The 14839-nt window shown below is 72.8% G+C and carries 16 protein-coding genes; 8 read left to right on the forward strand and 8 right to left on the reverse strand.

From position 1 onward, the window contains the following. Window positions 1-56: 56 nt before the first annotated feature. The 5 genes from OO52_RS29335 to OO52_RS29355 all read left to right on the forward strand — a co-directional run bounded on the left by OO52_RS29335 (window position 57) and on the right by OO52_RS29355 (window position 5409). On the forward strand, window positions 57-1370 hold the full coding sequence (locus tag OO52_RS29335; RefSeq protein WP_030653465.1) for a multidrug effflux MFS transporter: 1314 nt from the start codon (window positions 57-59) through the stop codon (window positions 1368-1370). Then, a complete protein-coding gene (locus OO52_RS29340) occupies window positions 1310-2491 on the forward strand; it encodes a serine hydrolase domain-containing protein (protein ID WP_234317121.1) in 1182 nt (393 codons plus the stop codon). Before OO52_RS29335 ends, OO52_RS29340 begins: the two co-directional genes overlap by 61 nt. Before the next feature lie 373 nt (window positions 2492-2864). Beyond that, a complete protein-coding gene (locus OO52_RS29345) occupies window positions 2865-3842 on the forward strand; it encodes a small ribosomal subunit Rsm22 family protein (RefSeq protein ID WP_030653459.1) in 978 nt (325 codons plus the stop codon). A gap of 84 nt (window positions 3843-3926) precedes the next feature. Beyond that, entirely contained in the window at window positions 3927-4541 is a 615-nt protein-coding gene (locus tag OO52_RS29350; protein ID WP_030653456.1) for a TetR/AcrR family transcriptional regulator, read from the forward strand. Window positions 4542-4668: 127 nt separating this feature from the next. Continuing rightward, entirely contained in the window at window positions 4669-5409 is a 741-nt protein-coding gene (locus OO52_RS29355; protein ID WP_030653454.1) for a bifunctional DNA primase/polymerase, read from the forward strand. A gap of 28 nt (window positions 5410-5437) precedes the next feature. On the opposite strand, the gene OO52_RS29360 is transcribed toward OO52_RS29355, so the two are convergent. From OO52_RS29360 to efeO, 4 genes are read right to left on the reverse strand one after another with little or no spacing between them, the layout of a single operon-like run. Beyond that, a complete protein-coding gene (locus tag OO52_RS29360; protein ID WP_078629759.1) occupies window positions 5438-6430 on the reverse strand; it encodes a hypothetical protein in 993 nt (330 codons plus the stop codon). Then, complete coding sequence (efeU, locus tag OO52_RS29365; RefSeq protein WP_030653448.1) at window positions 6390-7262, reverse strand: iron uptake transporter permease EfeU; 873 nt, start codon at window positions 7260-7262, stop codon at window positions 6390-6392. The genes OO52_RS29360 and efeU overlap by 41 nt, the downstream gene beginning before the upstream one ends. Window positions 7263-7265: 3 nt before the next feature. Beyond that, the gene (gene efeB / locus OO52_RS29370; protein ID WP_030653443.1) at window positions 7266-8516 is read right to left on the reverse strand and encodes an iron uptake transporter deferrochelatase/peroxidase subunit; all 1251 of its coding nucleotides are present in this window, start codon (window positions 8514-8516) and stop codon (window positions 7266-7268) included. 17 nt (window positions 8517-8533) lie between these two features. Then, complete coding sequence (gene efeO / locus OO52_RS29375) at window positions 8534-9670, reverse strand: iron uptake system protein EfeO (protein ID WP_030653440.1); 1137 nt, start codon at window positions 9668-9670, stop codon at window positions 8534-8536. 142 nt (window positions 9671-9812) lie between these two features. Here efeO and OO52_RS29380 point away from each other — a divergent pair, with 142 nt between their 5' ends. Both OO52_RS29380 and OO52_RS29385 read left to right on the forward strand, forming a co-directional pair. Next, the gene (locus OO52_RS29380; RefSeq protein ID WP_030653438.1) at window positions 9813-10457 is read left to right on the forward strand and encodes a PhzF family phenazine biosynthesis protein; all 645 of its coding nucleotides are present in this window, start codon (window positions 9813-9815) and stop codon (window positions 10455-10457) included. Window positions 10458-10584: 127 nt separating this feature from the next. Next, window positions 10585-10782 carry a hypothetical protein gene (locus tag OO52_RS29385; RefSeq protein ID WP_030653436.1) on the forward strand — a complete coding sequence of 66 codons (198 nt, stop codon included), beginning with the start codon at window positions 10585-10587 and terminating at the stop codon, window positions 10780-10782. A 51-nt stretch (window positions 10783-10833) separates the two neighbouring features. On the opposite strand, the gene OO52_RS29390 is transcribed toward OO52_RS29385, so the two are convergent. Next, window positions 10834-11481, reverse strand: coding sequence for a heme oxygenase (biliverdin-producing) (locus OO52_RS29390; protein WP_030653432.1), 648 nt, complete (start codon window positions 11479-11481; stop codon window positions 10834-10836). A 94-nt stretch (window positions 11482-11575) separates the two neighbouring features. Beyond that, entirely contained in the window at window positions 11576-12433 is an 858-nt protein-coding gene (map, locus tag OO52_RS29395) for a type I methionyl aminopeptidase (protein WP_030653429.1), read from the reverse strand. 58 nt (window positions 12434-12491) lie between these two features. Between map and OO52_RS29400 the strand changes: the two genes are divergently transcribed. After that, the gene (locus OO52_RS29400) at window positions 12492-12725 is read left to right on the forward strand and encodes a hypothetical protein (RefSeq protein ID WP_030653426.1); all 234 of its coding nucleotides are present in this window, start codon (window positions 12492-12494) and stop codon (window positions 12723-12725) included. On the opposite strand, the gene OO52_RS29405 is transcribed toward OO52_RS29400, so the two are convergent. Together OO52_RS29405 and OO52_RS29410 are read right to left on the reverse strand one after the other, a co-directional pair. After that, window positions 12726-13994 (reverse strand): MFS transporter, encoded by a 1269-nt coding sequence (locus OO52_RS29405; protein ID WP_030653413.1) that lies wholly within the window; start codon window positions 13992-13994, stop codon window positions 12726-12728. It lies immediately after the preceding gene. Between the two features lie 191 nt (window positions 13995-14185). Then, window positions 14186-14782, reverse strand: a complete 597-nt coding sequence (locus tag OO52_RS29410; RefSeq protein ID WP_030653409.1) for a hypothetical protein — start codon at window positions 14780-14782, stop codon at window positions 14186-14188. Between the last annotated feature and the right edge of the window lie 57 nt (window positions 14783-14839).

Here is a 14839-nt window from a genome sequence, read left to right on the forward strand (position 1 = left end):
AGCATAGGTGCCGGTCGTGTCAGCGACACCGATGTCAAGGAAGCAGGGAGGGGCACATGCCGGAACACGCGGCGGCACCGACACCGGAACAGGACCAGCGGTCCGCCTCCGCCTCCGCACCGTCACCGGCCCGCGCACCGCGCCGCACCGGCCCCCTCGTCACCTTCCTCCTCGGCGGCCTCACCGCGACCACCCCGCTCGCGATGGACATGTACCTGCCGTCGCTGCCGGAGGTCACCCGCTCCCTGGCCGCCCCCGCCGTCACCGTCCAGCTCACCCTCACCGCCTGCATGGCCGGACTCGCGCTCGGCCAGCTGGTCGTCGGCCCCCTCAGCGACCGCTGGGGACGGCGCCGCCCGCTGCTCATCGGACTCACCGTCTATCTGGCCGCCACCACCCTGTGCGCCCTCGCGCCCACCGTCGAGACGCTGATCGCCTTCCGGCTGGCGCAGGGCCTCACCGGCGCGGCCGGGGTGGTCATCGCCCGGGCCGTCGTCCGCGACCTGTACGACGGCGTCGCCATGGCCCGCTTCTTCTCCACCCTCATGCTGATCTCCGGGGCCGCCCCGATCATCGCGCCGCTCGTCGGCGGGCAGATCCTGCGGGTGACGGACTGGCGGGGCGTCTTCGTGGTGCTCACGGTGATCGGCGCCGCGCTCACCGCGCTGGTCTGGACGCGGCTGCCGGAGACCCTGCCGCCGGAGGAACGGCACAGCGGCGGAACCGGCGAGGCCCTGCGAGCGATGCGCGGCCTCCTCGCCGACCTGCCCTTCACCGGCTACATGCTCGCCGGCGGCTTCGCCTTCGCCGCGCTCTTCGCCTACGTGAGCGCGTCCCCCTTCGTCGTCCAGGAGATCTACGGCGCCTCCCCGCAGACCTTCAGCCTGCTGTTCGGCCTCAACTCCGTCGGCCTGGTGGCCGCCGGCCAGCTCAACGGCAAGGTGCTGGTCGGCCGGGTCAGCCTGGACAAGGTGCTCGCCGGCGGCCTGACCGTCATCGTGCTCGCCGCGACCGCCCTGCTGCTGATGGCCACGGGCGTCTTCGGCGACACCGGCCTCGTCCCCGTCGCCGCCGCCCTCTTCGTCCTGATGTCCGCTATGGGCGTCACCCTGCCCAACGCCCAGACCCTCGCCCTGGCGCGCACCCGGCACGCCGCCGGCTCCGCCTCCGCGCTGCTCGGCACCTCCTCCTTCCTCGTCGGCGCCGTCGCCTCCCCCCTCGTCGGCGTCGCCGGGGAGGACACCGCCGTCCCGATGGCCGTCGTCCAGCTGACCGGAGCACTGGTCGCGGTGGCCTGCTTCGTGGGAATGTGCCGTCCCTGGGCGTCACGGGGTACCACCCGTGCGGGGTCGGAGGGAGACGAGAGCTGAGCGCACCGAGACTGCGCGCCGGCACACCGGAGCGGGCCGGGCTCGACGCCGTCGAACTCGGGCACCTGGCCGACGAGGTGCACGCCCTCACCACCGGCGAGCGCCCCTGGGCGTCCGGCGCCGTCGTACTGGCCGGCCGCGGACCCGTGATCGCCGTGGCCGAGGCCGCGGGCTGGGCCGTGCGCTACGCCGCCCACGACCCCGAGACCGGCGCCGCGGTGGAACTGCCGCCAGCCGCCCGGGTCCCGGCCACCGTCGACACCCCCTTCGACCTGGCGTCCCTCACCAAGCTGTTCACGTCCGTCGCCGCCGTGCAGCAGGTCGAGCACGGCACCCTCGGCATGGACGCCCGCGTCGGCGACTACCTGCCCGACTTCCACGCCGCCGCCGCGCACGGCATCACGGTGCGGCAACTGCTCACCCACACCTCCGGCCTGCGCCCCGAACTGCCCCTGTACGACTGCCCCGACGACGCGACCCGTCTCGACCTGCTGCGCGCCGAGGCCCCGTCCGGCGAGCCCGGCCACTACGTGTACTCGGACCTGAACATGCTCCTGCTCCAGTTCGTCCTGGAGCGCGTCACCGGGCGCACCCTCGACGTCCTGGTGCGGGACTGCATCACCCGGCCGCTCGGCATGACCGCCACCACGTTCGGGCCCTGCCCCGGCGCCGCGGCAACCGAGGACCAGCGGCGGCCGTGGGCCAAGGCCGACCGGGGGATGCTGCGGGGCGTGGTCCACGACGAGAACGCCTGGGCGCTCGGCGGGGTCGCCGGCCACGCGGGCCTCTTCTCCACCGCGCCCGACCTGGCCGTCTTCTGCCGCGCCCTGCTCGCGGGCGGCTCCTACGGCCCCGCGCGCATCCTCGGTCCCGACTTCGTGGAGCTGCTGTTCACCCCGCCCGGCCTGGGCTTCCACCTGGACCAGCCGTGGTTCATGGGCGAGCTGGCGGGCCGCGGCGCGGCGGGCCACACGGGCTTCACCGGCACGGCCCTGATCCTGGACCGGGCGACGGACACGTTCCTCGTAGTCCTGGCCAACACGGTCCACCCGAAACGCCGGACACCGGACAACGGCCCCCGGGCGAGACTGGCGACGCACCTGGCGCGGGCGGTGATCTGACCCCACCACCGCCTGCCCCGGAACCAACGGCGCCTTCCGCGCGGGCCGAGCGGGTTGGGGTGGCGGTGTGTTCGGGCCGAGCGAGCCGGACCGCTGGGCGGTGCCTTTCCAGCCGGCCCAGCCGGAAGCCGTGGCGGTGACTTCGCAGCCGACCGAGTCGGGTGGTGGGTGGGCATAGGCGGCCGGGGGTCTGGGGGCGGAGCCCCCAGCGGGTCGGCGCCGGCACCGGGCGCCATGAGGTCGAGCCCCGGCGGACCCGCACCGGTACCGGGCGCCATGAGGTCGAGCCCTGGCGGACCCGCACCGGCGCTGGGCGCCATGAGGGCAGCCCCCGGCGGACCCGCACCGGTGCCGGGCGCCATAGAATCGCCAGGTGAACGACCCCCTGCGCACAGCCCTGGCCGAGCTGCTCGACGGCCTGCCCCCCACGGAGGTCACCGCCGCCGTGGACCGGCTGATCGCCAACTACCGCGGCGACACCCCGACGCACGCGCCGATCCTCCGCGACCGCGCCGACGTGGCCGCGTACGCCGCCTACCGCATGCCCGCCACCTTCGAGGCCGTCCACTCCGCGCTGGAGGCGTTCGCGGCGACCGTCCCCGACTGGACGCCCGGCAGCCATGTCGACGTCGGCGGCGGCACCGGCGCCGCCACCTGGGCCGTCACCGCCACCTGGCCCGGCGAGCGCAGCGTCACCGTGCTGGACTGGGCCGAACCCGCCCTCGCCCTCGGCCGGCGGATCGCCGCCGCCAACCCGGCCCTGAAGGACGCCCGCTGGCAGCGCGCCCGGATCGGCAAGGACCTCACCCTGGACGCCACCGACCTGGTCACGGTGTCGTACGTCCTGAACGAACTCGCCGAGACCGACCGCGCCGCCCTCGTCGACGCCGCCGCCTCCGCCGCCCGGACCGTCGTGATCGTCGAGGCCGGCACCCCGGCCGGCTACGCGCGCGTGATCGAGGCCCGCGACCGGCTGATCCGGGCCGGCTTCCGCATCGCCGCCCCCTGCCCGCACAGCGCCGCCTGCCCCATCGCGCCCGGCACGGACTGGTGCCACTTCTCCGCCCGCGTCGGCCGTTCCTCGCTGCACCGCCAGGTCAAGGGCGGCTCACTGGCGTACGAGGACGAGAAGTTCTCCTACGTCGCCGCCACCCGGCTGCCCGCCGAGCCGGCCCCCGCCCGCGTGGTCAGGCGCCCGCAGATCCGCAAGGGCCAGGTGCTGCTCGACCTGTGCGAGACCGAGGAACGGCTGCGCCGGACGACGGTCACCAAGCGCCACGGCGACCTGTACAAGGCGGCCCGCGACGCGGACTGGGGAGACGCCTGGCCGCCGTACGACCCCGCGCCCTGACCGTCCCTCCTGAACTCCGCGCCCTGAACTCCGCGCCCTGACTCGTGTCGTGGCCCGCCCCCGCCGCTTGTTACTTTCGACCCCATGGTCAGCAAGCCCGCCCCCGACGCCACCCGCCGCAGCGAGAGGTCCCGCCGGGCCATCTACGCAGCCGCCCTCACCCTGGTCGGGGAGGTCGGGTACCCGAAGACCACCGTCGAGGCCATCGCCGCCCGGGCCGGGGTCGGCAAGCAGACCATCTACCGGTGGTGGTCGTCCAAGGCGGACGTCCTGCTGGAGGCCTTCCTGGACCTCGCCGAGCAGGCGGCCCGCGCGGCGGGGCAGGAGGTGGACGCCATCCCGGACACCGGTGACCTGGCCGCCGACCTGAAGGCGGTGCTGCGGGCCACGGTGGACGAGCTGCTCGACCCGCGCTTCGAGGCGCCCGCGCGGGCACTGGCCGCGGAAGGGGTGGTCAACGAACAGCTCGGCCGCGAGGTCGTGACCAAGCTGCTCGAACCGCAGCTTCGGCTGTACGTCGCCCGGTTGCGCTCGGCGCAGGAGGCGGGGGCCGTACGGGCCGGCGTCGACCCCCGGATCGCGCTGGAGTTGTTCGTCTCCCCGCTCGCGCAACGCTGGCTGCAACGGACCGGGCCGATCTCGTACGCGTACACGGACACCCTCGTCGAGTACGCCCTGCACGGAATCGCCCGGCACTGAATGCCCCGCCCGCCCACCGGTGACGGTCGGCCACTCGCCTGCGGCGACCCCCCGAAGCACGCGAAGATGGGACGATAAGGCATGCTGTCCGCACACCAGCGAGGCGACCACCAGACCGAGGGGATAGATGAGCGCGACGTTCGGCGGCCGGAGCGGCCGGCAGGGCAAACTCTCCCAGTGGCTGCTCGGACGCCGCCCGAAGGACGCGGCCGCCGACGACAGCGGCCGTGAGACCCTGCTGCTCGCCGCCGCGGCGGCGGGCCTGCCCCTCGCCCCCGCCGCGCACCCCGCCGACGGCTACGGCTGCTCCTGCGACCGCGTGGGCTGTCCCACCCCCGCCCGGCACCCGGTGTCGTTCGCCTGGCAGACGCAGTCCACCACCGACCGCGCCCAGATCGAGCGCTGGGCCCGGCACCAGCCCGCGGCGAACTTCATCACCGCCACCGGCATGGTGCACGACGTGCTGGACGTGCCCCTGGAGGCCGGCCGCGAGGCGCTGGACCGGTTGCTCGGCTCCGGCGTCGAGGTCGGCCCGGTCGCCGAGAGCGACGACGGCCGCATGCTGTTCTTCACCCTCACCCGCGGCACCCCCGAGGACGAGGACGAATGGTGGCCCTGCGAGCTGGACTGCCACCCCGAGACGATGGACGAGCACCCCGGGCTGCGCTGGCACTGCCGTGGCTCCTACGTCCTCGTACCGCCCGCCCGGCTGCCCGGCGACGCCGACCAGCGGGTGCGCTGGGTGCGCGGCCCGGAGCATCGGCTGCCGGACCCGCTGAGCCTGCTGGAGGCGCTCACCGACGCCTGCGCCCGGCACCCGGGCACCGGGACGGGCCACCACGGCACGGCCTGGCCCCTGCACCACTGACGGCCCGGCGGGACCCGCCCCGCTCGCCCTACGCGCCCTGCGCCGACGTCAGCCCCTGCACCCGCCCCAGCACCCGCACCGGGCCACTGCCGGCCGGGTCGAGCACGGCCTGGTTGGCGATCGACTCCAGCGTCAGGGACTGCTTCACCTCGCCCTTGATCAGGGCCTGCACGTCCTTGTTCGGGACCGGCACGGTGGCGCCCGTGTAGGCGGTCTGCTTCTCGTAGTGGTGGGTGGTGAAGAACACCAGCGCCCCGCCGTCCGCCGTGCGCAGCGCGAGCGGCGCGTAGTCGCCGTGGGTGAGCGGTTCGTCGATGAACTGCCGGACCAGGCCGGGCTTCTTGGCCTCCTTCGCGCGGTCCGCGCGCAGCCCGCTGGTGTCGCGCCCGTCCGCGAAGGTCTTCCCGCCGTTCTCCAGGTAGTCCGCGTACGTCCTGCTCAGCTCGTCCGGGCGGACGGCCAGCCCGCCGGTGTCGGCCGGCACGGCCTCGGCCCAGCCGTCCTCGTCCGTCCTGAACTCGGGAACGGTGCCGGGGGCCATGAGCGTCAGGTAGCTCACCTGCCAGCGCTCGCCGAGGTCGCCCCGGGTGAAGACCAGCACCCAGCGGAAGTTCCCGCCCTTGTTGCCCCGGGCGTCGGCGACGAACCAGCGGGGCCAGCCTGCCTTCTCCGGGATCGTGATCTTCACGTCCGTCAGCGTCAGCGGGGTGTGGTTCGCGTTCCCCGACGGGCTGTTGACGTGCCCGGCCCTGAGCCGGGCGGAGTCGATGTCGGAGAGGGCGCCGGTGACGTAGGGGGCGTCCAGGGAGCTGTCGTAGGCCTTGTCGGCCTTGTTGTACGCGTCGGTGAACGCGGTGAGCGCCTTGGTGGCCTCGGCGCGGGTGGCGGCGGGAAGCACCACCCGCTCCCCGTGCACCACCACGCATCCGCTCGCGGTCAGCGACAAAGCGGTCAGCGAGGCCGCTATGAGTGCGTTCCGGTCACGCCTGCGAAGCCGGCGAGGGCTGCGTTCCCTGGTCATCGGGCTCCTTCACCTTCCCCTTTCCGGAGGCGAACCCTACCGGGGAGAGGAACAGCGCGAGCACCGGGACCAGGTACAGCGCCCACACCGTGATCTGAAGGACCGTCGGGTCCGGCTGGAAGTTGAACACGCCCTTGAGCAGGGTGCCGTACCAGCTGTCCGGCGGGATGACGCCGCTGATGTCGAAGGCCAGGTCGGTCAGGCCCGGGATCCAGTCGGCCTCCTGGAGGTCGTGGAAGCCGTACGCCAGCACGCCCGCCGCGACCACGACCAGCATCCCGCCGGTCCAGGTGAAGAACTTGGCCAGGTTGATCTTCAGGGCGCCCCGGTAGAACAGCCAGCCGAGGAGGACGGCCGTGGCGAGGCCGAGGGCGACGCCGATCAGCGGACGCGGGGTGCCGTCGCTCGCCGCGTGCACCGACGCCCACACGAACAGCGCGGTCTCCAGGCCCTCCCGGCCGACCGCGAGGAACGCGGTGGCGACCAGCGCGCCCGTGCCGAGGGCGAGGGCGGCGTCCAGCTTGCCGTGCAGCTCCGACTTCAGGTGCCGGGCGGTGCGCCGCATCCAGAACACCATCCAGGTCACCAGGCCCACGGCGACGATCGACAGGGAGCCGCCGAGCGCCTCCTGCGCCTGGAACGTCAGCTCCTGGGAGCCGAACTCCAGGGCGCAGCCGAAGCCCATGGCGATGACGATCGCGATGCCGATGCCGATCCAGATCGGCCTCAGGGCGTCCCTGCGGCCGGTCTTGACCAGGTAGGCGATCAGGATGCAGACGACGAGCGACGCCTCCAGACCTTCACGCAGACCGATCAGGTAGTTGGAGAACACGGGCTACGCCTCCTTCGAGAACAGCGTGCGGCCCCACCAGTCGCCGGAGTCCCGGACGCCCGGCGGGATCGCGAAGACCGCCGAACCCACGTGCTGGATGTACTCGTTGAGCGCGTCGTGCGCGGCGAGGGTGCGCTGGAGCGGGATGAACCCCTTGCGCACGTCCCGCTGGTAGGCGAGGAAGAACAGGCCCGCGTCGAGCCGGCCGAGGCCGTCGGTGCCGTCGGTGAAGGAGTAGCCCCGGCGCAGGATGGTGATCCCGTTGTTGGAGTCGGGGTGCGCGAGCCGCACGTGCGCGTCCGGCTTCATCGCCTTCAGGAACGGCTCGTCGTGCTCCTTGGCCTTGCCGACCGGGGCGCCCTCGCGCTTGTCGCGGCCGAACACGTCCTCCTGCTCCTGGAGCGAGGTGCGGTCCCAGGTCTCGATGTTCATGCGGATGCGCCGGGCGACCAGGTACGACCCGCCGGTCATCCAGTCCGGCCCGTCCTCCTCGCCGACCCACACGAACTTCTTCAGCCGGTCGGTCTCGGTGCCCGCGATGTTGCGGGTGCCGTCCTTGAAGCCCATCAGGTTGCGCGGGGTCTGCGCGTCCGGGGTGGTCGAGGAGGTCTTGCCGAAGCCGAGCTGGGACCAGCGGATGGCGACCTTGCCGAAGCCGATGCGGGCGAGGTTGCGGATGGCGTGCACGGCGACCTGCGGGTCGTCGGAGCAGGCCTGGACGCACAGGTCACCGCCGGTGCGGGACCTGTCCAGGTTGTCGCCGGGGAACTTGGGCAGGTCGACCAGGGCCTCGGGCCGCCGGTCCTTCAGCCCGAACTTGTCGAAGAGCGACGGGCCGAAGCCGATGGTCAGCGTCAGCCGGGACGGCTTGAGCCCGAGCGCCTCACCGGTGTCGTCCGGCGGGGCCTCGGCGAGCCCGCCGTAGGCGCCCTCGCCGACGGCCTTCCCGACGGTCATCCGGCGGGCCGCCGCGGTCCAGTCCTTGAGCATCTGGACGAACTCTTCGCGGTCCTCGGTCTTCACGTCGAACGCGGCGAAGTGCAGCCGGTCCTGCACCGGGGTGGCGATGCCGGCCTGGTGGGCGCCGTGGAACTCCACCGCGCCGCCGGTCTCGGCGGCGGCCGGGTCCATGTCGTCGCCCGTCCTGGCCATCGCCACGGCCCCGCCGGCCGCGGCGGCCCCGAGCGCGAGCCCGGCACCGCCCCAGCCGATCAGTGCGCGGCGCGACGGATTGCTGCCCTGGGTCTCGGTCATCGCCCCTGCCCCCTTGCTTACTTCACGACCGCGGCGGCGAGCTTGGACAGCGGCTCGGCGAGCGCGTTCACCGCGTCCGACAGCTCCTTGCGCTGGTCCTTGGTGACCTTGTCGTAGGAGACGAAGTCGTACGCCGTCTTGTCCGTCCGGTACTTGTCGAGCAGCGTGTTCAGCGCGGCGAACTGCTTGTCGAGTTCCTTGGTGAGCGCCGGGTCGTTCTTCGTGGCGACCGGCTTCAGCAGCTCGTAGGCCTTCTGGGCGCCCTCGACGTTGCCCTTGAAGTCGACCAGGTCGGTGTGGGCGTAGCGGTCCTCCTCGCCGGTGACCTTGCCGGTGGCGACCTCGTCCAGCAGCTCCTTGGCGCCGTTGGCCATGGAGGTGGGGGTGATCTCGGCCTTGCCGACCCGGCCCTGCCAGTCCTTGAGGTCCGTCAGCAGCCGGTCGGCGAGGGTCTTCTCCTCGGCGCCGATCTTCTTGTCCTGCCAGAGGGCCTTCTCCAGCCGGTGCCAGCCGGTCCACTTCTGGCCGGGCTCCAGGCCGTCCTCGCGGACGTCGACCTTCGGGTCGATGTCGCCGAAGGACTCGGCGACCGGCTCGGTGCGCTCCCAGCCGAGGCGGGAGAGGCCGTAGGCCTTCTTCGCGGCCTCCAGGTCGCCGTCCTTGACCGCCTTCACGAAGGTCTCGGCCTTCGGCAGCGTCTCGTCGGCCTGGTCCTGGGCGTACTGGCGGTACTCGGCGACGGCCTGGTCCAGCTTCGGGTCGCGCTTGGCGGTGCTGCCGCCGCCGGTCACGGTCAGCTTCTGCCGGACGCCGTGTCCCTTCATGCCCGGACGGCAGGCGATCTCGTACGAGCCGGCCTTCACCTCGGCGGTGAGCGTGTACTTGGTGCCCGGACCGATGTTCTCCTTCTCGGAGACGATCCGGTCGTCCGGGAACAGGATCTCGACCTCGGTCGCCTTCGAGCCCTTGTTCTCGATCTTCAGCGTGACCTGCCCGGCCGGCACGGACGTGCTGGAGGTGTCGCACTTGGAGTCGGCGGCCGTGACCTGGATGGCGTCGCCGTCCTTGGCGTCGCTTTTCGCGGTGCAGGCCGAGAGGGCGGTCAGAGCCGCCGCGGTGGCGGCGGCGGTGACGGTCAGTCGGACGGCGCGCATGCAGGCTCCAAGCGGATCTGGTCTGGTGAGGCTGCCCTAACTTACATGAGGCTATCCTCACCCATACCCCTGCCTCCCGTGATTCAGCTCTCACGGAAAGATCGCGAAGCGGTCCCCGGGGCCGCGGTGCTTCAATTCCCCGGTGACTGACTACGACGTACTCCGCGTCTTCTGCGGGCCGAACGGCGGCTACGGCAATGAGCTGGGGGTCGTCCGCGACGGCTCGGTGCTGCCCGAGCGGAGCGACCGGCAGGAGCTGGCGGCCAAACTCGGCTTCAGCGAGACCGTGTTCGTGGACGACCCCGAGCGCGGAGTGATCGACATCTATACGCCCACCCTGCGCCTGCCCTTCGCCGGCCACCCTTGCGTGGGCACGGCCTGGCTGCTCGACGTGCCCGAACTGGTCACCCCCGCCGGGGTCGTCGGCACCCGCCTGGACGGCGAGTTCACCTGGATCGAGGCCCGCGCGGAGTGGGCGCCCCCGCGCACCCTGCGCCAGTACGCGAGCGCCGCCGAGGTGGACGCCCTCGACGTGCCGCCGCCGGGGGAGTGGATCTACGCCTGGGCCTGGGAGGACGAGGCGGCCGGGCGGGTGCGGGCCCGCGCCTTCCCCGGCCGCGACGACAGCATCGAGGAGGACGAGGCCACCGGCGCGGCGGCGCTGCTCCTCACCGACCGGCTGGGCCGGGCGCTGAACATCACCCAGGGCAGGGGCTCGCAGCTCCTGACCGCCCCGCAGCCGCACGGCTGGATCGAGGTCGGCGGACGCGTCCACCTGGAGCGCTGACACCTACGCACGTCCGGGGGATCCTTCGAGTCCCCGTTCGGGTGGATCCGCGTGTGCGCGCGAAGGCCGACGGGGACGAACGGGGACCTCTGGGCGTGACCACTGACGCCTCCCTGAGAGGAGCACCATGCGCATCAGATCAGTCCTGGCCGCGACCGCCCTCGCCGCCGCCCTCGCCGCGTCCGGCGCGACGACGGCCAGTGCCGCCCACAACGACACCAAGACCGACGACGAGGCCGTCTGCAGCCCGTACGCCGGCACGCTCACCTCGCTGGAGAACCACCTGACCTGGTCGGGCGCCCACTGCGGCGACTACCTGCGCTGATCCGGCCCGGGTCCCCTCCCGCGCGCGGCGGGGGACCCGGTCGCGCGGGGCTCAGGCGGACCGCGGGAACTCCTCGCCCAGGGCCCGGAACACCGCCGTGTTGAGCGTGAACGCCCGCTCGCACTCGGCCACGACCCGCTGCCTCTCCAGGTCGTCCACAGCGATCCCGTCCAGCAGTTCGCGGTACCCCCGCTTGAACGCGCCCGGGTTGGCGATCCGCTCGAAGACGTAGAAGCGGACTCCGTCGCCCTTCCTCGCGAAGCCCCACGTCCGCTCCGCCGTGTCCCGGATGATCTGGCCGCCGGAGAGGTCGCCCAGGTACCGGGTGTAGTGGTGGGCGACGTAACCGCCCGGCCAGCGTTCGGCGCACTCCCGCACCCGGTCCGCGTACGCCCTGGTCGCGGGCAGTGCGCTCAGGCCCGCCCGCCAGTCCGGGCCGCGCAGATGGGCGAGGTCCCGCTCCAGCGCGGGCAGCCGGAAGAGTTCGGGCCGGATGAAGGGGCCCGCCACCGGATCCGCCGTCAGCCGCCCGGCCGTGGTCTCCAACGCCTCGTAGACGAACCAGAGTTGCTCGGTGTACCGCGCGTAGGCCGCCATGCCGAGCCGGCCGCCGAGGAGGTCGCTCATGAACGGCGCGGTCCGCACCGCCGCGTGCTGGTCGTGGGAGGCGGTGCGAATGAGGGACGAGAAGGAGTCCATGAGCACGTCCTCTTTGCCGACAGCCTGTCGGTAAAAGCCTACAAGAGAAAGCCCGCCCCGGCAGGGAGCGGGCTCGCCGCGGGTCGAGCGGCGCTCAGGGGAGGGTCAGGATCTCCGCGCCGGTCTCCGTGACCACCAGCGTGTGCTCGAACTGCGCGGTCCGCTTGCGGTCCTTCGTCACGACCGTCCAGCCGTCGTCCCACATGTCGTACTCGTGCGTGCCCAGCGTGAGCATCGGCTCGATCGTGAACGTCATCCCCGGCTGCATCACGGTCGTCGCGTGCGGGCTGTCGTAGTGCGGGATGATCAGCCCGGAGTGGAACGACGTGTTGATGCCGTGCCCGGTGAAGTCCCGCACCACGCCGTAGCCGAACCGCTTGGCGTACGACTCGATGACCCGGCCGATGACGTTGATCTGCCGGCCGGGCCTGACGGCCTTGATCGCCCGGTTCAGCGCCTCACGGGTGCGCTCCACCAGCAGCCGCGACTCCTCGTCCACGTCACCGACCAGGTAGGTGGCGTTGTTGTCGCCGTGCACCCCGCCGATGTACGCCGTCACGTCCAGGTTGACGATGTCGCCGTCCCTGAGGACCGTCGAGTCCGGGATGCCGTGGCAGATGACCTCGTTGACCGAGGTGCACAGCGACTTCGGGAAGCCCCGGTAGCCGAGCGTCGACGGGTAGGCGCCGTGGTCGCACATGTACTCGTGGGCGACCTTGTCCAGCTGGTCCGTGGTGACCCCCGGCGCGATGGTCTTCGCGGCCTCCGCCATCGCCTGCGCGGCGACACGGCCGGCGATCCGCATCGCCTCGATGGTCTCGGGAGTCTGCACCTCCGGCCCGGTGTACGGCGACGGCGCGGGCTTGCCGACGTACTCGGGGCGGCGGATGTTTCCGGGCACCGGACGGGTGGGAGACAGCTCCCCTGGAACGAGCAGCGACTGGCCAGACATGCAAGCGAGTCTAACCAGCGGACATGGGGGAACATGTCGGTGGCGAGAGGAGCTGTTCATGGCCCTGTTCAAGAAGCGCACCGTCGGCAAGCCGGGCGAGTGGTACTACTGCCTGGAACACAAGAAGGTCGAGGAGGGCCCGGACTGCCCGGGCAAGGACCGCTTCGGGCCGTACGCCTCCCCCGAGGAGGCCCGGCGGGCGATGGAGACCGCCGCCGAGCGCAACCTCCAGTGGGAGAACGACCCGCGCTGGCACGACGCGCCCGCGGCGGGCAGAACCGACGAGGACTGATCACGCCGATACGGTTGCGCGCCGCTCGCGCATCCGTACCGCGTGCTCGTTCGTCCGGGCGTCGTACGTCATCAGACCGGGCAGGCACAGCGCCAGCAGCCCCACCGCGCCCGCGCACGCCAGACCACCGGACCAGACCGAGGTCCGTACGCCCGCCCACGCGGCCATGCCGCCCGCCCGGACCTGGCCGAGCTGCGGGCCGACCGAGTACGACAGCAGTTCGATCCCGGCGAGCCGGCCGCGCAGCTCGTCCGGGATCGTCTGGTTCCACATGGCCGCCCGGAAGATCCCGCTGACCATGTCGAAGCCGCCGCCGACGGCGAGGAACAGCAGCACCAGCCAGACGTTCCCGCAGACCCCGGCCGCCGCCACCGCCAGGCCCCACCCGGCGGCCGACAGCACCACCAGCAGCCCGTGGCGGTGCACCCGCGAGGTCCAGCCGCTGGTCAGGCTCACCAGCAGCGCCCCCGCCGGGACCGTCGCGTACATCAGCCCGAGCGCCCACGGGGCGTGCAGGTCGTCGGCGAGGAACGGCAGCACGGCCAGCGGCATGGCCAGGAACATCGCGGCGAGGTCCACGGCGTAGGTGCCGAGGAGTTCCTTACGGCTCCACGCGTACCGGGCGCCCTCCGCGATGGCCTTCAGATCCGGCTTCGCGGCCTCCTCGGCGGCGGGGGAGGGGGCGATCCGCGCGATGTACGCCAGCGAGACGGCGAACGTCAGCAGATCCGCCGCGTACGCCCAGCCGAGGCCCGCGTAGGCGACGACGACGCCCGCGACCGCCGGGCCCGCGACCCCGCCGACGGTCCAGCGCAGCGAGTTCAGCGAGGCCGCCGCCGGCATGTCGTCGTGGGCGACGATCCGGGGCCACAGGGAGTCCAGGGCCGGGCGCTGCACGGAGACCAGGGCGGAGGAGAGGGCGGCGACGACGTACAGCGGCCAGACCGCGGGGCGCGGGAGCAGAGCGTTCAGCAGCAGGGCCGCGCTGAGCAGGCCCTGGCCTGCCTCCGTCCACACGATGAGCTTCCGCTTGTCCAGGGCGTCGGCGAGGGCGCCGCCGTAGAGACCGAACACGATGAGCGGCAGCAGTTCCACGGCGCCGATCGCGCCGACCGCCGCCGCGGACTCCGTCAGGCCCTTCAGCTGGACCGGCAGCGCGACGAAGGTCAGGAAGCTGCCGAAGTTGCTGATCAGACCGGACTTCCACAGGCGCCGGAAATCGGCGGAGGCTTTCCAGGGGGCGAGGTCGGGCAGGAGGGCACGGTTCACTGAGGCATGCTCGACGCCCCGGCACCCCCGGGCAACCGTTTTTCCCCCGCCTTCCCACCCACGGGCCGCAAGGGGGCCGCCGGCCGAGGTGGGTCAGCCGGCCGAGGTGGCTCAGCCAGACGAGGTGGGTCGGTCGGTGTCGGAGGTGGGCTGGGGTTACCTCTTGGGCGAGCGAGTCGGTGGGCTGCGAGTCACCAAGGGGCCGGCGGCGGAGCCGTCAGCGCTTCCGTCAGCCGTGACAGGCGGTCCCGGAACCCCCGCCTCCTCCTCGGAGAGCCCCCGTTCTCCCCGGCCGCCGCGCTGACCAGGTGCTGCACGCTGTCCAGGTCCAGCTCCGCCCCCTGGGGCACGGCCAGCGTGTCATGTGCCATCGCGGCCAGCTCGCCCCCGCCCGCGCCGAGGGCCAGCACCGTCACCCCGGCCCGCCGGGCGTCGTGCACCCGCTCCAGCAGCGGCGCCGGCTCCTCGGGCGCCACCACCAGCAGGGTCTCCCCGCGCCGCGCCGCCGTGATCCGCCCCGGCCCCACCGCCAGATGCGCGGGATCGGAGGGGCGCGCGTGATGCCGTACCAGCGTCGGCGCCAGCTCGGGCGTGCCCGACCACGCGGCCTCGTCCACCAGGTGCGCGGCCAGGTGCCACGGCTCGTACTCCGGCGTGCCCACCAGCAGCAGCCCGCCCCCGTGCGCCACCACCGACCCGCGCAGCACCCCCGCGAACCTCCGGGTGGCCCCCAGCCACTCGGTCCCGGCGAGCACTTCCCGCAGCAACGCGACCCGTACGGCGTCCATGCGACCGCATACTGCCGCAACCGTCCACTCGTGACCCGGAGTTCACCCGGAATTCGC

The organism is Streptomyces flaveolus (assembly GCF_000716535.1).
Classification (GTDB): domain Bacteria; phylum Actinomycetota; class Actinomycetes; order Streptomycetales; family Streptomycetaceae; genus Streptomyces; species Streptomyces flaveolus_A.